Source organism: Microcoleus sp. S13_B4, assembly GCF_036700885.1.
GTDB lineage: Bacteria > Cyanobacteriota > Cyanobacteriia > Cyanobacteriales > Microcoleaceae > Microcoleus.
Genome location: NZ_JAUBPU010000051.1, coordinates 25,531 through 43,598 on the forward strand (window position 1 = coordinate 25,531; position 18,068 = coordinate 43,598).

At 43.2% G+C, this 18,068-nt stretch carries 16 protein-coding genes; 8 read left to right on the forward strand and 8 right to left on the reverse strand.

What is annotated here, in order from left to right; translation table 11 throughout:
• Positions 1 to 14 precede the first annotated feature (14 nt).
• Entirely contained in the window at positions 15 to 329 is a 315-nt protein-coding gene (gene grxC, locus QT994_RS21320; RefSeq protein WP_333100208.1) for a glutaredoxin 3, read from the forward strand.
• Between the two features lie 44 nt (positions 330 to 373).
• On the opposite strand, the gene menD is transcribed toward grxC, so the two are convergent.
• A complete protein-coding gene (menD, locus tag QT994_RS21325; RefSeq protein ID WP_333177890.1) occupies positions 374 to 2,176 on the reverse strand; it encodes a 2-succinyl-5-enolpyruvyl-6-hydroxy-3-cyclohexene-1-carboxylic-acid synthase in 1,803 nt (600 codons plus the stop codon).
• A 73-nt stretch (positions 2,177 to 2,249) separates the two neighbouring features.
• On the opposite strand from menD, the gene QT994_RS21330 reads away from it, so the two are divergent.
• On the forward strand, positions 2,250 to 2,549 hold the full coding sequence (locus QT994_RS21330) for an antibiotic biosynthesis monooxygenase (protein ID WP_333177891.1): 300 nt from the start codon (positions 2,250 to 2,252) through the stop codon (positions 2,547 to 2,549).
• Between the two features lie 52 nt (positions 2,550 to 2,601).
• Here QT994_RS21330 and QT994_RS21335 read toward each other — a convergent pair whose 3' ends face one another.
• Positions 2,602 to 4,035 (reverse strand): isochorismate synthase, encoded by a 1,434-nt coding sequence (locus QT994_RS21335; protein WP_333177894.1) that lies wholly within the window; start codon positions 4,033 to 4,035, stop codon positions 2,602 to 2,604.
• A gap of 427 nt (positions 4,036 to 4,462) precedes the next feature.
• Here QT994_RS21335 and menA point away from each other — a divergent pair, with 427 nt between their 5' ends.
• The 4 genes from menA (at position 4,463) to QT994_RS21355 (ending at position 8,899) form a co-directional block, all read left to right on the forward strand.
• Complete coding sequence (gene menA / locus QT994_RS21340; RefSeq protein ID WP_333177896.1) at positions 4,463 to 5,359, forward strand: 2-carboxy-1,4-naphthoquinone phytyltransferase; 897 nt, start codon at positions 4,463 to 4,465, stop codon at positions 5,357 to 5,359.
• 133 nt (positions 5,360 to 5,492) lie between these two features.
• Positions 5,493 to 6,293, forward strand: a complete 801-nt coding sequence (menH, locus tag QT994_RS21345) for a 2-succinyl-6-hydroxy-2,4-cyclohexadiene-1-carboxylate synthase (RefSeq protein WP_333177899.1) — start codon at positions 5,493 to 5,495, stop codon at positions 6,291 to 6,293.
• Positions 6,294 to 6,304: 11 nt separating this feature from the next.
• Positions 6,305 to 7,411, forward strand: a complete 1,107-nt coding sequence (locus tag QT994_RS21350; protein WP_333177903.1) for an o-succinylbenzoate synthase — start codon at positions 6,305 to 6,307, stop codon at positions 7,409 to 7,411.
• Positions 7,412 to 7,480: 69 nt separating this feature from the next.
• A complete protein-coding gene (locus tag QT994_RS21355; RefSeq protein WP_333177905.1) occupies positions 7,481 to 8,899 on the forward strand; it encodes a 2-succinylbenzoate--CoA ligase in 1,419 nt (472 codons plus the stop codon).
• Positions 8,900 to 9,077: 178 nt separating this feature from the next.
• Here the strand turns inward: QT994_RS21355 and QT994_RS21360 are convergent, their stop codons facing one another.
• From QT994_RS21360 to QT994_RS21375, 4 genes are all read right to left on the reverse strand, one after another.
• Positions 9,078 to 10,049: a putative 2-dehydropantoate 2-reductase gene (locus QT994_RS21360; protein WP_333177909.1), complete on the reverse strand. Its 972-nt coding sequence runs from the start codon at positions 10,047 to 10,049 to the stop codon at positions 9,078 to 9,080.
• 218 nt (positions 10,050 to 10,267) lie between these two features.
• On the reverse strand, positions 10,268 to 10,681 hold the full coding sequence (locus QT994_RS21365) for a thioesterase family protein (RefSeq protein WP_333177912.1): 414 nt from the start codon (positions 10,679 to 10,681) through the stop codon (positions 10,268 to 10,270).
• A 294-nt stretch (positions 10,682 to 10,975) separates the two neighbouring features.
• Complete coding sequence (locus QT994_RS21370) at positions 10,976 to 11,422, reverse strand: tellurite resistance TerB family protein (RefSeq protein ID WP_333048640.1); 447 nt, start codon at positions 11,420 to 11,422, stop codon at positions 10,976 to 10,978.
• A 369-nt stretch (positions 11,423 to 11,791) separates the two neighbouring features.
• Positions 11,792 to 13,096 (reverse strand): ATP-binding protein, encoded by a 1,305-nt coding sequence (locus tag QT994_RS21375; RefSeq protein WP_333048634.1) that lies wholly within the window; start codon positions 13,094 to 13,096, stop codon positions 11,792 to 11,794.
• 126 nt (positions 13,097 to 13,222) lie between these two features.
• Between QT994_RS21375 and QT994_RS21380 the strand changes: the two genes are divergently transcribed.
• Complete coding sequence (locus tag QT994_RS21380) at positions 13,223 to 13,546, forward strand: TMEM14 family protein (RefSeq protein WP_333103981.1); 324 nt, start codon at positions 13,223 to 13,225, stop codon at positions 13,544 to 13,546.
• Positions 13,547 to 13,727: 181 nt separating this feature from the next.
• Here the strand turns inward: QT994_RS21380 and QT994_RS21385 are convergent, their stop codons facing one another.
• Positions 13,728 to 14,753 carry a hypothetical protein gene (locus tag QT994_RS21385; protein WP_333177915.1) on the reverse strand — a complete coding sequence of 342 codons (1,026 nt, stop codon included), beginning with the start codon at positions 14,751 to 14,753 and terminating at the stop codon, positions 13,728 to 13,730.
• Positions 14,754 to 14,825: 72 nt separating this feature from the next.
• Positions 14,826 to 16,097, reverse strand: coding sequence for an RNA-guided endonuclease IscB (gene iscB, locus QT994_RS21390; protein ID WP_333177918.1), 1,272 nt, complete (start codon positions 16,095 to 16,097; stop codon positions 14,826 to 14,828).
• Positions 16,098 to 16,423: 326 nt separating this feature from the next.
• Here iscB and QT994_RS21395 point away from each other — a divergent pair, with 326 nt between their 5' ends.
• A complete protein-coding gene (locus QT994_RS21395) occupies positions 16,424 to 17,836 on the forward strand; it encodes a hypothetical protein (RefSeq protein WP_333177920.1) in 1,413 nt (470 codons plus the stop codon).
• Positions 17,837 to 18,068: the final 232 nt, after the last annotated feature.

Genomic DNA, 18,068 nt, shown 5'->3' on the forward strand with positions numbered 1-18,068 from the left:
CCCCCGTACTAAAAATGCTTGATTTTCTCAATCCCATCTTGGGCCGCAAGCCCGATCGCATCAAAGCCAATGTGGAAATCTATACTTGGCAAACCTGTCCCTACTGCATCCGCGCCAAAACTTTGCTGTGGTGGAAAGGCGTAAATTTCACGGAATACAAAATTGATGGCGACGAAGCAGCTAGAAAGGCAATGGCCGATCGCGCTAACGGACGCCGCAGCGTACCCCAAATTTTCATTAATAACCAACACGTAGGCGGCTGCGATGACATTCACAAACTTGATGCAGATGGAGAGTTAGATTCGCTGCTAGCTCAACCAGCAGTTTAAATTAATGTAGGTTGGGTTTCGTTCCACCTGCTCAACCTACCAATTTACAAATCTTTGGCAAATTTACTTAGATTATCTTGCCGCCATTTAGCATCGGCGCGCCTGTCTGTTTGCACTTCTAAGACGCGAATCCCGCTATTGGGCAGCGAAATTAATTTTTGTTTGAACAGTTCCCAATCCTCAATTACCTCGTGTTCCACGCCGTAAGTTGCACACAACTGAGCAAAGTTGATATGCTGCGGCGTGGCAAAAAACTCTTCAAAGGGCGGGTCAAATTTGGCAACGGGCAACATTTCAAAAATTCCGCCACCGTTGTTATTAATTAATATGATTGTCAAATGACCGAAAAATTTATTTTTAATTAAAAAACCGTTTGTATCGTGCAACAGTGTTAAATCGCCTGTTAGTAGGATGCTGCTTTGATTGCGGTGAGCAACTCCCAACGCTGTTGATAATGTGCCGTCTATGCCGTTAGCGCCGCGATTGAAAAACGGTTTTATTTCTAAGTTGTTCGGCTTCCAGAAAAACTCTACATCTCGGACGGGCATACTGTTGGCAATAAAGATCGGTGTTCCAGGTGGCAAAATTTGGGAAAGCAGCCAGGAAACTTTGGGTTCGATTATGTTGTTAATTGCTGATATTTTTTGGTCTATTGTTTCTCTGACTTGGATTTCGGTGTTGCGCCAAAGTTGGAGGTATTCGTTGGTAGTAGGGGCTCGATCCCCCCCTAACCCCCCCTTAATAAGGGGGGGGACAAGAGTTAATATAGTTGCGAGATTTTCTACGGAGGTTCGCAGGTGAATTGTTTTGCCATGTAGCGGATCGAAGTTGTGGTGGCTGGGGTCGATTATGTAGCGTTTTGGTTGGGTTTTGTCTAGCCAGTTTCGCAGTTCTTTGCTTGTGGGTAAGTCTCCGATTTGAATGGCGATTTCTGGGTTTAATTTATCTGCTAGTTCCCGGTTTCGCAGGATTAAATCGTAGGTGGAAATTAGATGGGGGTTTAGTTGGGCGTAGTTTCTGACTGGGGATAGTCCTTCTGCTAAAACTGGCCAGTTTAAGGATTTGGAAATTTGGCCGATCGCACTACAGTATTTTTCGGGAAATTGAGGCTGTGCAACGCCTGCAATAATTATCCCTTTGCTGCACTTTTGCCATTGTTGCATTGTACTTTCTTCTCCCCCCCTTGTTAAGGGGGGGCTGGGGGGGGTAGAGCTTTTTTCGGCAAAAATTGGTTCTAATCCTGCAAAGAAATCTTCGGGATTAAATTCTGTTTGTAAAGCTTCTACGGCTATGTCTGGAACGGGTATAAGTGGGTCGCGAAAGGGGATGTTGAGGTGGACGGGGCCTGGTGTTGGAAATTGCGATCGCTCCCAAGCATACACGATCGTCTGCCGCAGATAGTCTAGCATTCCTCTGGACCCAGAAGGTATCGCTAATTCGGCTTGCCAGTTGGGATAATTGCCGTATATTTTAACTTGGTCGATCGCTTGTCCGGCGTGACAGTCCCGCAGTTCGGGAGGTCGATCGGCAGTGAATATTAGCAGTGGAATTCGACTTTCTCTGGCTTCTATTATCGCAGGATAAAAGTTGGCGGCGGCGGTTCCCGATGTGCAAATTAGTGCGGTTGGCAAATATGATTTTTTGGCAATTCCTAATGCAAAAAAGCTGGCTGAACGTTCGTCGAGTATGGGAAGAGTTTCTATTTTGTTGTTCTGGGCAAAAGCGATTGTTAATGGTGCCGATCTCGAACCGGGACAAATCACGGCGGTAGTTAATCCCAACCGCTGCAAAGTTTCTGCTAATACGGAAGCCCAGACGGTATTTGTGTTGCGAAAATCTATTGGCATTGCTAAACCTGAGTAGCTCAACTCTGTATTGTGCTACGATATTATACCCAAATAATTGTCAGGATACATTTTTATGATTCTTGAGGCGGTTGTGCTGAATGTCAAATCTGGCTGTGAGGGTGATTTTGAGATAGCTTTTAGAGAAGCCTCCAGTCTGATATCGTCTATAGATGGATATTTATCTCACGAACTTCATCGCTGCACAGAAGTTCAAGGAAAATATCTATTATTGGTTAGATGGGAAAATTTAGAAGCTCATACAATTAGATTTAGGAATTCCGCTCAATATCAAGAGTGGAAAAGAATGCTTCACCATTTTTACGATCCTTTTCCCATAGTAGAACATTTTGAGGAAGTGAAAATTAAACATTAACACAGACTCAATCAATTAGCCAGACCACTCTAGATTCTCCAAATTAGCTGAATTAAACTAAAGCATTTAAAAGTGCCTGCAATTTCAGTTGAATTTCTGCTAGTTCTTTTTCTGGTTCCGAACCCGCCACAATACCAGCACCAGCATAAAGTATAGCCCGATCGCCATCGATTAAAGCCGAGCGAATGCCCACGGCAAATTCGCCGTTGCCGCTGCGATCAATCCAGCCGAGGGGTGCTGCATACAGAGAGCGATCGCAGCTTTCGCAGCCACGTATTTGCTGTAGGGCAATATCTCTCGGTACGCCCGCCACCGCTGGCGTTGGATGCAGTTGGGATAAAATCTTTAATAAATGAATATCACGGGGAATTCTAGCCCTGATGGGTGTCCACAAATGCTGAATGTTTGACAGTTGCAGCAGCCTGGGAACCGGGGAAAAGTCGGGATTGATACCGAGACTCGACAGGCGATCTACTATAAAATCAATTACAACTCGATGTTCTCGAATATCCTTTTCGCTGTTGAGTAAACCTTTGCCTAAATTCGCATCTTCCGCTTCATTTTTTCCCCTCGGTGCTGAACCTGCTAAAGCATCTGTTACTAACTCATTTTTGTGAATGCTGATTAAGCGTTCTGGACTGGCACCGATAAAATTTTGACCTTTGCCGTTACTGGTGGAAAATACGTAGCAACCGGGATAAGTAAGGCGCAAGTTATTTAATGAATCTATTAAACTAAAAGGGGTTTTGGAAATGACCTTTATTGCTTGGGATAAAACAATTTTACTGAAATATTGAGAGTGGATCAATTCTAAAGCTGACTTGACGGATGTTTTAAAGTGAGTGGCATCATTCACAGGAATTTGTTTTAAAAATATGGAAGTGTTTCTAATAGAAATAATTTTTTTGTAATGGGAACCCGAAATTTTATCAAAATTTTGCCAAATATTATCAGTAATAATCTTAACATTTAAATCTCGGTTTATGATGGCATTGGCAACAATTGTGCAGCTATCTTTCAGGCGAGTAATCTGCCATTTTGGTAAAAATACTGTGCCAGGGGGAAAGTAAGAATTGGTGGTGACATTTTCATCAAAAAAAGCAAAGCTACAAAAAAAGTGCGGCCCGCTGAAGGGCAAGCGTTCTGTACCGATGGTAATTGTTCGGGCAAGACAAGATTGAATAAAATTTTGAGCGAGGGTAAATCGATCGCTTCCGGCTACTGTTAGATGGATGGCCGAATCTAGGGCGGCGATCGCAAAACTATTGCCTGAAATCGGGTCTCTTTTTTCAAAGTAAAAGTGCCGCTGGCAAGGGTCGGAAATCTCTTGAAGTACAACTAGCGGATCGACGGGGGCAATCTCCTGAGAAATACTAACTATCTTGGTTTGATCTTTTTCGGTTAAAGACTGCTGGCAATCTAACAGAAACTGATGCAGTTGATTGCGGTCTTGTAAAAGATTAGCGCGGTGCGGTATTACTGTCATGAAAGCGAGAATAGCAGATTTGTCAGAAAGAGTGCGGTTTTGTCCCGCTAGAACCCCTATTTCGATCTAAGCACGGGAGGGCGATCGCAAAACATGACCTTTCGAGTTTCCCGGAAAGTTTGGGCTCGCTTGGGGCAAAAAAACAGACGATCCTCTTCCAGGGCTTTCCTTCGGATCGCTTCGCTAACGCCAACGCGCGATCAATCGAAACATTTAGACATAAAACTTTAAGATTGAGCGACTCAATCTCGACTCTCATGCGATAGACCCCGCAGAGGTTTGCAGACGGGCATTACCGGGCGCGCGCTCGCCCGCAAAGCCTCTCAACGGATGCCCCCCGCGCACTCAACCAGATACAGAGTAGAGTTTCTTCACCAATAAAATTGTAAAATTACTACGCTGCTATCAATTGCATCAAGTTTGTGTAATGACAACAAAGTTAATTGAACGTCCAAATAGTAAATTGTGGCTGGCGGCAATCAAGCCGCCCATGTACAGCGTTGCGGTGATTCCTATTTCCGTAGGAACTGCAATTGCTTTTGCCGAAACTCAAACGATTAATTCGTCAATTTTTTCGACATTTTTAATGTCAGCCATTTTGATTATAGCATGGCTGAATCTCAGCAATGATGTATTTGACTCAGAAACAGGCATCGATAAAAACAAAGCGCATTCTCTAGTTAACTTAACCGGAAATAAAACTTTAATTTTCGGGCTAGCGAATCTGTTTTTAGCAGTTGGAGTGTCGGGAATCTGCGCCATAAGCTGGTGGCAAAAAGACCCAACAGTAATTTTGCTAGTAGTTTTATGCTGTGTTCTCGGCTACACTTATCAAGGGCCTCCGTTTCGTCTTGGCTATCAAGGTTTGGGCGAAATCATCTGCTTTTTCACATTTGGGCCGCTAGCCTTCGCCGCTGCTTATTACAGTCAAACTCAAACTTGGTCTGCCACTAATTTAGCGGCTTCGGCAATCGTGGGAATTACAACGAGTATCATTTTATTTTGTTCCCATTTTCACCAAGTTGAGGACGATTTGGCGGCGGGTAAAAAATCCCCAATTGTTCGACTCGGTACGAAAAAAGGTGCTCAGTTGTTGCAGTGGTTATGCGGCAGCGTTTATGCTTTGACTGTGCTATTTGTGGCTTTGGGAATGTTCCCAATTTTGACGCTGTTGATTTTTGGAAGTTTGCCATTTGCGATCGACCTTTGCCGCCATGTCACAGACTATCACGACCAACCGGGAAAGGTCAGCAACTCTAAGTTTATCGCAGTTACGCTGCATTTTTCGAGCGGATTGCTGCTGGCGTTGGGGTTTGTTTTGTAGATCGGGCGATCGAGAATTCCGGTAAAATGGAGGTAGGGTTTGCTAAGTTGAGAGAGTTGGTGGAGTTGGGCGACTTCTCAAAATCTTCTTTAATTTAGCAAGCCGTACCTCACATCGAATCGTATAATTGTATATGGACAAATTTAATAATTATAACTTTCACTATTCCTTAACTGGCAAGAAGAATCAGCCGACACTTTTATTTTTGCATGGATTCACGGGCAGCAGTCAAGACTTTAGCACGGTCATTCCCTTAATTTCTAACATTTATTGCTGCTTAGCAGTTGACCTTCCCGGCCACGGAAAAACCCAAGTCAAGGGCGATGAAAGTTGCTACAATATGTCAAATACTGCCCAAGCATTAATCGAGTTATTGGATGATTTACAAATAAACAAATGTTTGTTGTTGGGATATTCAATGGGCGGGCGATTGGCACTTTACATGACATTACATTTTCCAGAAAGATTCGAGAAAGTAGTGCTAGAGTCAGCTTCGCCAGGATTGAAAACAGAAAAAGAGCGATCGCACCGCATCCAAGCCGATTTACAGCTAGCACAAAAGCTGGAAAATAGCAAGATTAAAGATTTTTTATTCAACTGGTACGATCGCCCTTTATTCAAATCTTTAAAAAATTCTCCCAACTTCCACCAACTCCTAGAAACCCGTTTAGCCAATAATCCCTTAGAATTAGCCAAATCTCTCCGCAACATGGGAACCGGCAACCAGCCCTCTCTCTGGGAAAAACTGGCACCAAATCAAATCCCTCTCCTTTTGCTAGCTGGAGAATACGATGATAAATTTACAACTATAAATACCGAAATAGCCAGCTTGTGTCCAGCCGCCCGTCTGGAAATTGTACCAAAAGCTGGCCACAATATCCATTTTGAAAATATTGATAAGTTTGTGGCAGTTGTGAGACAATTTTATGATTAACTAAAAAACCCATGCTTTATCAATTCGAGTTTCGCACTTATCAGCGAAAATTTAAGCGTCCCCTGCAAACAAGTCACGGCATTTGGGATATTCGCGAAGGAATTATCCTGCGACTTGTGGGCGAAAATGGTCGAATTGGTTGGGGAGAAATTGCCCCTTTGAGTTGGTTTGGTTCCGAAAGTTTTGAGCAAGCTTTAGATTTTTGTCACCAGTTGCAAGGTAATATTTCATCAGAGACGATTTTCTCTATTTCTGCTGAATTGCCGGCTTGTCAATTTGGCTTTGAGTCAGCACTATCAACATCTAGATCCCCCCTTAATAAGGGGGGGACAAGAAATATTCTCAAAATCCCCCTTAATAAGGGGGATTTTGGGGGATCTAGACTTCGCCTAAAATCGACATTGATTGCGGGTTCAGTCTTAAGCAGTCACCAATGGATAGAGGCTGGAAATCAGGAAGAAAAAAATCGGTTCAGCGGTTTATTGCCAGCAGGAGAAACAGCTTTGTCGGCTTTACAAATGCTTTGGTTAGAGGGATATCGGACGTTTAAATGGAAGATTGGTGTTGCTGCAATTGAACAAGAATTAAAGATTTTTCAGCAGCTAATCCAAGTAATGCACAATTTGTGCGATCGCGAAAAAGCATTTTTGCGCTTAGATCCCAACGGGGGACTCAGTTACTCGCAGGCTAAAACATGGCTGGAAGCTTGCGACAAGGTAAAAGCAACTCCCGACTTTTCCGCAGACATTGAATTTTTGGAACAGCCGCTGCCCGTAACACAGTTTCAGGAAATGGTAGAATTGAATGCTATTTATGCAACTCCGATCGCCCTAGACGAATCTGCCGCCAACCTCGATCGCATCCAAGAGTGCTACAGCCAAGGCTGGCGGGGCATTTTCGTCATTAAACCTGCGATTGCTGGTTCCCCATCCCAACTGCGAAAATTTTGTCAAACTCACAATATAGACGCTGTTTTCTCATCAGTATTTGAAACCAAAATCGGCAGACAAGCAGCATTAAATTTAGCAACACAATTGTCTTTAAATAAAAGAGCACTCGGCTTCGGCACTGATTGCTGGTTCGATGACAATGATTCGATTTTAGATTTTAAATTTTAGATTAGTCCCACGACTAAATCAAGCGGGTTAGGAAATTGTTTTGAATCGAAAAACTTGGTGAAAGCATCTATGGCAACAAATCTCACAGTAAATATCCTGGATATCGCGTCTGGCTTGCCCGATAATTGGCTTATCGGTTGTGATAGTCGTGAATTTGCCCGAATTGTCGATCGGCTCTTTCAAGAAATCACCCAAAATCCCGCACGAGAAACACCCCCAAAAATTTGCCTCGCCGAACCAGAACCCGTGCAATTTCTTGCCAGTTTCACCGCCGCCCGCGCCGCCAAATGCCCGATTTTTCTCTGCAATCCCAACTGGGTAAAACAAGAATGGCAACAAGTCTTTGATTTAGTCCAACCCGACTTAATTTGGGGACAATGCCCGCTTCCCACTACTCCCCATATCCCAGTCCGCGAAGGCGGACTTCGTTTGTATAGCCGCGAATTCCATTCGCCCGGTAAAAGCGGTTTTGATACAATCATGATTCCCACCGGCGGTTCTTCAGGCAAAATCCGTTTTGCCATCCACACTTGGGACACACTAACCGCCTCAGTACAAGGTTTTAAACAATATTTTCAAGTTGACCAAATCAACTCATTTTGCGTTCTGCCCTTATATCATGTCAGCGGTTTAATGCAATTCATGCGTTCTTTTACTACCGGAGGAAAACTGGGTGTTCAGCATTTTAAAGAATTAGAAAAGGGTAAAATATGCGACATCAAGCCAGAAGAATTTTTCATTTCTTTAGTTCCAACTCAACTGCAACGGCTGCTGCAAAACCCAGATACAGCTAATTGGCTGGGACGGTTTCGGGCCGTACTTTTGGGTGGTGCTCCCGCTTGGCCGGAACTTTTAGAAACAGCTAGAAACTATCAAGTCAAATTAGCGCCAAGTTACGGCATGACCGAAACCGCCTCGCAAATTGCTACACTAAAACCCGAAGACTTTCTCGCTGGCAATAACAGTTCTGGTCAAACTTTACCGCACGCTCAAATAAGTATTCGCAGTGCTAATGGCGCGATTTTGTGCGATAATCAAATAGGAAATATTGTGGTAAATGCTAAATCTTTGGCGTTAGGTTATTATCCTGAAAATTTTGGCGATCGGGAATATTTCCAATTAGACGATTTGGGATTTTTTGATAAAAATAACTACTTAAATATCGTCGGACGCAGCAGCGACAAAATTATCACAGGCGGAGAAAATGTATTTCCGGCGGAAGTCGAAGCCGTTGTGCGATCGACTAATTTAGTTGCGGATATTGCTGTAATTGGCTTGCCAGACAAAGATTGGGGTCAAGTCGTTACGGCTATCTACGTTCCCGCGAATTCCGAAGTTACTGTCAAAAATCTGCAAGCGGCAATAGAAGATAAGTTGAGCAAGTTTAAGCGGCCGAAATATTGGGTAATCGTCGAAAAATTGCCACGCAATTCTCAAGGCAAAGTTAATCGAGAACAATTGCAAAAGATTGCGATCGAATATCAATAATTATTAGGCGATCGCAATCCATGCAGAAGGCAGAATTTCTCATGCTTATTTCAGACTCCTGACAACAGTCAACAGCCAACAGACAACAGTCAACAGTCAACAGACAACAGTCAACAGTCAACAGTCAACAGACAACAGTCAACAGTCAACAGTCAACAGCCAACAATCAACTGACTAATTACGACAAACCTAACAGCCTTCTCGTCCTCTCTGCTTCTTGTCTTTGAAAGTCCACAAACTTCAACATTCGGTAAAGTACCTCTATTTGGGGCAACTTAATACCTGCTTGCTGCGCCACCCGTATCGGATTACCAAAAATCGCCTCAACTTCCAGGGGGCGCGATTCATCATAATCGATTTTCATGCTCGTGCGGTAAGGCTTCATTTTCTCAGTGTATTCGAGCATATGTGGGATAAAGTCATGGGGAATAATGCGATCGCAACTTTTGGCTCCCGCTACCACTTCCCCCATGATTTCCTTAACTAAAATCAGAGTATCGGGATTAGCCATCAGTTCGTCAGTTCTCGCATCCAACACTACCGACAGGCCGTTATAAGGAATATTCCAAACCAGCTTTTTCCACCTTGACAATAGCAAATCTTCGCTCATTTTAATAGGAATATGAGCACGTTTAAAATCCTTAGCAATTTGGTTCAATCTATCAGTAATACCGATAGGCTTGTAGTCTTGGGCATATTCGCCCAGCGTGATCGTACCGTAATCTAGGTGACAGATGTGACCGGGCCCAACTTTATAAGAACAGAGAAAACACAGCCCGCCAACCACTCGTTCTGCACCGACAATTTTAGCGACTTCCGGTTCGGTATTCAATCCGTTTTGCAATACTAAAACCGCACCGTTATCCTTTAATAAAGGAGGCAAAATTTTGGGCAACAAGTGATTTTGAGTTGTTTTCAGCGCTAGAATTACTACGTCGCACTGAGGCATTTTGTGCGCGTCGTGGTAGGCGCGGACGTGGGGGAGGGTGAAGTCGCCTTCGGGAGACTCGACAATCAAACCGTGTTTTTTTACTCGATCGTAATCGCTGCGTAGCAAAAAATTGACTTCTAAACCTGCTTGTTGCAGTCTAGCACCGTAGAATCCGCCTAAAGCTCCCGTGCCTACAATGGCATAATTGCGATTTGACATACTATCAAAAATTCCGAAAAAATTCTCAACCTAAAAGAAATTAGACTCCGCTCAAAAACGGATACCGTGCCACGTACTTAAGTCGCCATCTGTCCCCAATTTTCGACCAAAGTTGAAACTCCCAGATTCAATGCTGCAAGTAAATCTAACATCTAAAATCTAAAATCGACTGACTGTCATACCCTGTTATTATTTAAAGATAGAGCTAATCACAACTCTCAACTCTCAAATTTTATCATCCACTCTATCAAGTCTTCCGATAGCTGTTTTCGAGTTCGGCTAACGGCATCGATGCAAACGTGCTTAGTAAGAGCTTTAGCAGCGCTTCTTCCTGTAGCTTCGCCAGAAAATACTTGATAGACAATTTCAAATTCATCGCCAGCAACTTGTTTGGGCGTCAATTGAATCGTCAGCATATCGCCCGCAAACATTGGGCGATAAAAATCTACACTAGCATGAATTATGGGAAAAGCAACCTCGGGATTGCTGAAAAATGCTTTGAGATTGATTCCAGATGCTGCTAGAGAGGCCTCGTAAGCTTCGTGGCACATTGCCAAAACGTTAGCAAAGTAAACGACTCCAGCAGCATCGGTATCTTGAAAGCGAACAGTACGGCTGTAAGTGAAAGGCATTTAAGGTAGTAGCTGGCGATCGCAATCTGGATGGCAATTTCACTAACCATCATATCGGTAAACCCGCACTTTTGGAGAAGTTATCAGCTAAGTAAGTAGGCGCTAATTTTGTATATTTAGGACTAAGGCAAACTCTCACAAATAGGGGTTAAATTTTAGGTATGTAGTTGCGATAGACTAGCTCTTAGCTTAGGACAGATCGCCCAAGCGTAACTACATACCTTTGTTTAATGTGCCAGTTTCCTAAGTCCTAATATTGTAAAAATGGCCTTCCTCACTGCTTTCGCTTATTTCTTAACCTTTGTTTTTAATCAACATCACGTCTATAATCTTGAGGGCAATATCTTCGGAAAGCCCCAATGCACTGTAAAGATCGTTCAAAAGTTGTTCTTCTTCTTCTGAAACCTCGCCATCGGCTAAAGCCATATCAGTTGTCACAGCAAAAACGGTTTCTTTAAGTTCGTCAGGAAGCGTTGCCAAAGCAGCATTAAACAGTACCTCAACTCCTTGCCGTTGCAGAATCATCAGCAGGCGATCGAGCATTTTTCTCATCACGTCATCCGGATAGCTGCGGAACAGTTGCATCCTAGATAGCGTCATGCTAATCGCTTTACTTTCGCTGTCATTGATGTAACCGTCGGCTGCTACGGCAATTAACGCGATCGCGGCAAATGCTTCAGCAGGCCCTAACGTTACGTCCGTTTCTTTACGAGTCTGCGATACTTTATCAAATAAACCCATGATATTTTCCTCATTATTTAGTAGTGGATTCATGGAGTCAGGATCTGCTCTGGCTCGGGAATTTTCTTGGGAGATTTCGACAATTATATCAAATTTTGTTAGTTAGTTGTTATCAATAAAATTATGAAAAACTTAAGAATTTTTCTTTCGCCCTTGGGTGCTGTAAGGGCGGGTTGATTCATATCCTGAATAGCCTTCCCATATATCGGCTAAAACAGGCATCTTGCACCATTGTAAGCAACAGGCTTTCCGGCCTGTTCCACAATAAAATTCACTCTTTGTGGAACAGGCCGGAAAGCCTGTTCATAAAAAACTTATTGAGAATGATGTAACATCTCAGTTAAAACCCGCCCTCCCAGCGCAGACCATTTACTTGTCAAACAGGGCTAAATCTGCTTTCAGGAAATCCACAAACTGCCGCGCAGTCCTGCCCGATCGCCCATTGCGACGAGTTGCCCATTCTTTAGCGCGGTGTTCCAAATCCTCAGCAGCGAGTTTGATTCCAGCAAGTTCTGCCAGATGTCGGACAATTGTTAAATAAGTGTTTTGATCGGCCGGTTCAAAAGTTAAAGTCAAGCCAAACCGATCGCTAAATGAAAGTTTTTCCTGCACAGTATCCCAAGCGTGAACTTCGTCTCCATCGCGGGGGCGAGGTCTGTCGTCAAAAAACTCTCGAATTAAATGCCTGCGGTTAGATGTTGCGTAAACTACCACATTTTGAGAGCGAGCAGTAACATTTCCTTCCAAAACAACTTTCAGAGCTTTAAAAGCATCGTCATCTTCCTCAAAGGAAAGGTCATCCACAAAAATAATAAACTTTTGAGGAACTCCCCGCAACTGCTCGACAATTAGTGGCAAATCTTGCAAATCCGATTTAGATACTTCAATCAAGCGCAGATTGCGAGAGCCAAATTCATTTAACAGCGACTTAACCAAAGAAGACTTGCCCGAACCGCGGCTGCCGTACAGCAAAACGTGCAAAGCCCGATAACCTGCCAACAAAAACTCCGTATTTTTCACCAGGGCATCCCGTTGCCAATCGCAGCAAACCAACTCTTTTAAAGTTATGCGATCGGGATGCGAAATATTCGCCAACTGCCCTCCCCGCCACGCAAAAGCCCGATATTCGGCAAACAAACCCGTGCCAAACTGTCGGTAATAAACTGCCAAAGATTCCGCCGCACTCGACCATTTTTCTAGTTTCCCGTGCAGGGGCAAATCTCCCTGTTCTGCTACAGTTTCTGAATGCCAAATCGGAGGCACTGCGTCAAGCTGACCCGCTACCCGCACCCACTTGCTCAACTGTTCGCTGCTGCATTCGTAAATATTTTGCAGCACTTCTAAATCATGTCGGGCGGCCTCCACTAACGCGGGGGGCAAACTTGCAAAATCTGTTTGCTGTGCTCGGCGTGAAAAGGGGTTTTCGTCTTTGAGAATTTCGGAAATCAGAAAATCTTTCCAGCTTAAATTTTTAGCAGCCTGAACTTTGAACCAGTTCCCGTAAGCTACCTGACATTCCAAACCGCTGACTTCGCTGTGGTGAAGGGCTTGCAGCAAATCGAGAAAAGCTTGACCGGCGGGGCTTTTGAGAACTGATTGATACAGCAGCAGGGATGCTGCTTGGCGCTGGAGGTAACGGATTTGGGCGATCGCACCAGAAGTTAGGGCTGACATAATGGCAATTGTATAACAGTTACATATCCTGACTGGCTTTAATAAATTTTCTAACAATTCGTGACACTAATTGCAGCCCGCGCTGTATAAATTTAGATGCAAAGAGTGAAATCGGGAGGATTAAAAATGAATTTAGGGACAGCAGCGGCGATCGGCTACGGCATTTTAACACTGGTTGGCGGCATCATGGGTTATATCAAGGCCAAAAGCCAAGCCTCGCTCATTTCGGGCCTGATTAGCGGTTCCCTCCTAATTTTTGCCGGCACCGCCCAGCTTATGGGACAAAGTTGGGGTTTAACATTAGCAGCAGCCATCTCCGCTGTTTTAGTAATAGTCTTTATTGTGCGCCTGGTTAAAACTAAAAAATTCATGCCGGCAGGAATGCTAATTTTAGCTAGCTTAGCGTCTTTGGGCGCGATCGTTTACGAAATCAGCGGTCAATATCAATAATCTGTTGACTGTTGACTGTTGACTGTTGACTGTTTTTAGTGGTCAGTGGTTATTTGTTAATTGTTAGTTGTTCGTTCTAATAACCAATAACCAGTGACCAATAACCAATAACCAATAACCAGTGACCAATAACTAATGACTAATGACTAATGACTAATGACTAATGACTAATGACTAACCACTAATGATTGATGACTGCATCAATATACTGCTGAACTTCCCTGAGTTGCTGCCGCTGGCATTCGATCCAATCTTTTTCCGCCGCTCGCTGTTCCGGCGTCTCTTTCTGATACCGCCCCTGCTTCTCTAAAAAATTATTGTAGAATTTAATCGCTTTTTCAACTGTTTGAATAGCCAGTTTCATGCGCTCCTCAAAAATTGCCAAAATCACCTGGTCCAGGATTAAGCCAATCACTTTACAGCAATCTTCAAAATCGACCAAACTGATTCCCATATTGCTTTTATGAACCAGAGTTTCTACAGGTTCTTTCAGCGTTTCTTTAAAACTCTTCATATAAGAATCCGGCAAATATTTCACTGGCTCCGTAAACTTCGATACAATCTCGCTGCCTATTGATTGTAGTCGATCTCTAAATTTAGATTGACTGTTTAGGTCGAAGCATTCAATACAAAGTTCAATTTTTTCTATATCAATAGATTGTAACTCTTGAAAAATTAAACTTAGTTCATTGTCCATAATGAAAATCACTCGCTCGGCTTGGGCATCAACTTCATTCCGCAACTCTTTGTGCAAATTATCTTTTTCAAAAAAAGAGATAGTATCTCTTTGAAAGACTTGAGGGTTTTTATCCCACAAAAACCACTGATTTTTTAACTTGGTCGCCTTGTCGCTCCAAGATTTGCGAACTTTAGCAACAGCATCATATTTGCCCTGTTTTCCTAAACTGCGAATTCTCACATCGCATCCGCTTAGTTCGCCAATTTGCTCCCAGACATCAACAGGAGATGCTCCAGCAATTCTCGGCTTGCTATTCCAGACATCCTCAGCCTGAGATACATCTTTAAAACATACCTGAAGTAACCCCTTGAGTCTGATGGCAGATTGCTTAATTTCGTCAATACAAGGTTCCACATCTAAACTGAGTTGGGTAGCTGACTGTTTAATCTCCACGGATTGATATTCGTCTGCCAACAATCGATCGCTAAACTGGCTAATAGCCTGGAATGCCTTGAGATACTCATTCATCTGTCTTCCCCCTTGGAGACCCCCACTGAACCTGTACTCAGGTCAGTGGTGAGAGGAAAAGGGGGGCAAGGTTTATGCTGCATAAGAATAACCATCCTTTCTGTGAATAATTGAACAATATTTGTGGCTAACCCCCGACACCAATTCTGATGCGGAAATATTAAACGAACCACTTGTTATAACGGCAACACGCCCAACATATTTACCAACTTTTTTACCAGAAGTAACGATTGCTTTGACAATATCTCCCGTTTGAAAACCTTTAATAAACTTAAGTCGGGGAACATAGCGATATGGAAATCCAAACTTATCGGTACGACATATTTGACGTGTCCCATGTCCAGTAGCTTTAATTAACAACGGTTTGCTTGTTAAAATTTCCAACGATTCAACTTTCCCTACACAAGCTGCATCTAGCCAGTGAGTTTTAGCTAGATTTAATCGAGTGCGATTGAACTTTGTTAAGCCGCCACTGCCAGTAGAAACAGGCAAACCAGTCATACTAAGCCGATTGAATAATGCCCAACGAGTTGAATTGACTGCTGTCGCGTCTTTCAAAGGACGCTTTGCTTGAGATAAAACCCGTTTCAAGACCTCTGGCTTTTTAGACAGGAATTGCTCAATATTTTGAGTTCCTTTCTTGATATTGCACTTTCCACAAGCAAGGCAAAGATTAGAAATGCGATTAGAACCACCCTTAGCTTTAGGATGAATATGTTCGACTTGTAATGGTGTATTTGTAACACCACAGTAAGCACACTTTCTCTCCCACTTGTTGAGCAAATATTCCCGAACTTCGTAGCCACACAAAACGCCTTGTTGGTACTCAATTCCCGAAAGTTCCGGGCTTTGTAATTGTTGTAAGTCAAACCGCACAAGTTCTTGAACAATAGAAACAATGGGGGCAATTTTCATCAATTTAGTCACCCATGTTAGAGTTGTTTCAACGCGATGTTGCAAACTTGGTGCTAGCCAACCTTTAAGGCGAATTCTATTTAGGAATCTAGCTGGACGATAGCGAGTATGGCGATTTCTCCTTCCTCTACGTAATGAACGACGAGATTCAAGGTTGGCTTTAATAGCTTGACCTCGGTGAGTTAGTTCTGCACCAAAGATTACTTTTTCTCCTTGCAGTAATGCGAACCCAGTGGTTTTAGAGCCTGGGTCTATTTTGAGAGTGATTGGTTTTTGGGTTGCTGTTACCTCTACCTTGAGAATTAGTGTGAATGGATACCTTTTAAAAACAGCAGCTTTGCCATTAGTTAGCAATTTACGGGCCATTCCTGGGTGGATTGGATTGAGCAGTCGTTTTTGGGTATCTAGTACAAAAACAAAGTTAGACATTTTAAGTCCTCCCTTTCGGGGTAATGTTAGCTTCGTCAATGTTTAAGGTCGGTAACTATCTTAAAAGCACTGGCTTAACCCTTACACCTGTTTAACTTTTAAGTTCTAGAGCAAAGAACTAGCAACGCATTCTCTGGTAGGTACTTTAACGCTTACCTTAAACGTAGTGATTTAACACGCTTGACTGGTCAACTCGGCTTTTTCAAGCGCCCACTATATCGGTACTCCGATTAGTGGTGGGTAGTTGACTTCCTTTCATCCCTCGTTTCCCTAAACAGCATACAATACAGAACATCTGCCTTTTTGAATGGAAACTGAGTCACAACATGGATTATATATTCACTCCTGCAACTCAGGCGCGACTCAATAGTGGCAACCTAGTACAGCCTGTTGCCAAAACAGGACAATTGCTCCCTGCTGCTAGAGATCCGGTGACAGGGGAGTTTGTGGAACTCGCAAAAATCTTTTATCAATCAACAAGTGGAACTCTATCCGATCGCGGAGTTATAGGATTGCTCGCACAGTTAGCCGGAGGTGGCCCCGTACAGCCGCTGGTAGCTCCCGTATACGTGACAGTGGCGCCGTTGCAGGTTGCTCAAACTCATCAGGGGTTTCAAAAAATATACAGAATGCTTAACTGTCTGAAAATTAATTTGGCAGTGATGCAAGCGACTGCTGCTGTCATGGGTATGGGCGCTGTGTCGAGCACAGTTTTGTCCGCAGTAAACCTCAACCAAGTATTAAAAATCCGAGAAGAGGCAAAGCACCAGAAGCTAAAAATTAAAGACGGGTTTATCGATCTCAGACACATCCTCAAAGATAGGGGAGTAGAGGTAATCCAGCAGATTTTTAAGGTGGCTCACGACTCTAGTTTTGAAATGCACCGCCAGAAACTGATTAACGGTTACGAGATTTTTTCTAAAGCTATTAAACGCTGTCAGTCAGCCCTAACAGTGCCCGATATTAAACTTCGGAATTCCGAAATTAATAGCGGGCGGGATATGCTGTTTGAGGCTTTAAAAATTTATGACAATCCCAGTTTGTTGGAGGGGGTGTGTTCTGCCGGACAACTCAGGCAAATGGAATGTGTTTGGGCGATCGAGCAGGCGATCGGCGTCACGTTTCACTTGCAGCGCGCCTACGATATGGTGAGCGATCGCCTGCTGGAACTCCAATCAAAAATTCGTCAAAATATTCTAACTGTTGTTAAAGGATGTCAATCCGAAGCCGAACTAGATTTTTTATTTCCTGAAGTTGCTAGGATTCTCGGTCATGATTTAAGTGTAATAGAATTTTGGCAAAATGAGGTTGATTGGATGCAAACTTTGTCTCCAAAAGAGCAGCACCAGTTAGCTAGTTTAGATAAACTCACCGGCGAGAGTTTAAAAAGCAGCGTGTACACTACATTCGCGGTATTAGCGGCGGAACCTTCACTTTATGAAAGTTTAAAGCAAAAGTCTCACTTTCTATCCTTGCGCGACCAGCTAACCTTCGCTGTGTCGCCGGAAATCCGGCGGAGATACGAATTTTATGTCAGCCAGCAGGCGATCGCTACTGGCTATCCAGCTTTAGCTGCCTCGAATTGGGAAGAAATATCCGATTTAACTGTGGCTAACCTCTACTACTTTTTTCAAATCCGAGAGGACTCAACTGAAAATTATCCAACTGAGGACGAATTAGAAACGCCTTATTGGCACTTTCCCCAAACTTTAAAAAACGAGTTGAATTACAGCAATTAAATGACCAATGACCAATTACACCACTTCCTCATACCAATTCACTATGAATCTGCACTTAATATAGCTTCAAGGATCTAGTCCCAACCACAGAGAGATAAAACTTCTTCATTCGTGAGAGATTTGATAATTATATCTACCTGTTCTTTAAGTTTATCTAGGGTTTGCTGAATAATCGATCGCAAACTAAGAACAGAAGCGATCGATATATTCAAACTCAACTAAAGATAGGTTT

Bases quoted from the DNA above. Each gene is read 5' to 3' on its own strand.
- grxC (WP_333100208.1), top strand. From the start codon at position 15: ATGCTTGATTTTCTCAATCCCATCTTGGGCCGCAAGCCCGATCGCATC.
- menD (WP_333177890.1), bottom strand. From the start codon at position 2,176: ATGCCAATAGATTTTCGCAACACAAATACCGTCTGGGCTTCCGTATTA.
- QT994_RS21330 (WP_333177891.1), top strand. From the start codon at position 2,250: ATGATTCTTGAGGCGGTTGTGCTGAATGTCAAATCTGGCTGTGAGGGT.
- QT994_RS21335 (WP_333177894.1), bottom strand. From the start codon at position 4,035: ATGACAGTAATACCGCACCGCGCTAATCTTTTACAAGACCGCAATCAA.
- menA (WP_333177896.1), top strand. From the start codon at position 4,463: ATGACAACAAAGTTAATTGAACGTCCAAATAGTAAATTGTGGCTGGCG.
- menH (WP_333177899.1), top strand. From the start codon at position 5,493: ATGGACAAATTTAATAATTATAACTTTCACTATTCCTTAACTGGCAAG.
- QT994_RS21350 (WP_333177903.1), top strand. From the start codon at position 6,305: ATGCTTTATCAATTCGAGTTTCGCACTTATCAGCGAAAATTTAAGCGT.
- QT994_RS21355 (WP_333177905.1), top strand. From the start codon at position 7,481: ATGGCAACAAATCTCACAGTAAATATCCTGGATATCGCGTCTGGCTTG.
- QT994_RS21360 (WP_333177909.1), bottom strand. From the start codon at position 10,049: ATGTCAAATCGCAATTATGCCATTGTAGGCACGGGAGCTTTAGGCGGA.
- QT994_RS21365 (WP_333177912.1), bottom strand. From the start codon at position 10,681: ATGCCTTTCACTTACAGCCGTACTGTTCGCTTTCAAGATACCGATGCT.
- QT994_RS21370 (WP_333048640.1), bottom strand. From the start codon at position 11,422: ATGGGTTTATTTGATAAAGTATCGCAGACTCGTAAAGAAACGGACGTA.
- QT994_RS21375 (WP_333048634.1), bottom strand. From the start codon at position 13,096: ATGTCAGCCCTAACTTCTGGTGCGATCGCCCAAATCCGTTACCTCCAG.
- QT994_RS21380 (WP_333103981.1), top strand. From the start codon at position 13,223: ATGAATTTAGGGACAGCAGCGGCGATCGGCTACGGCATTTTAACACTG.
- QT994_RS21385 (WP_333177915.1), bottom strand. From the start codon at position 14,753: ATGAATGAGTATCTCAAGGCATTCCAGGCTATTAGCCAGTTTAGCGAT.
- iscB (WP_333177918.1), bottom strand. From the start codon at position 16,097: ATGTCTAACTTTGTTTTTGTACTAGATACCCAAAAACGACTGCTCAAT.
- QT994_RS21395 (WP_333177920.1), top strand. From the start codon at position 16,424: ATGGATTATATATTCACTCCTGCAACTCAGGCGCGACTCAATAGTGGC.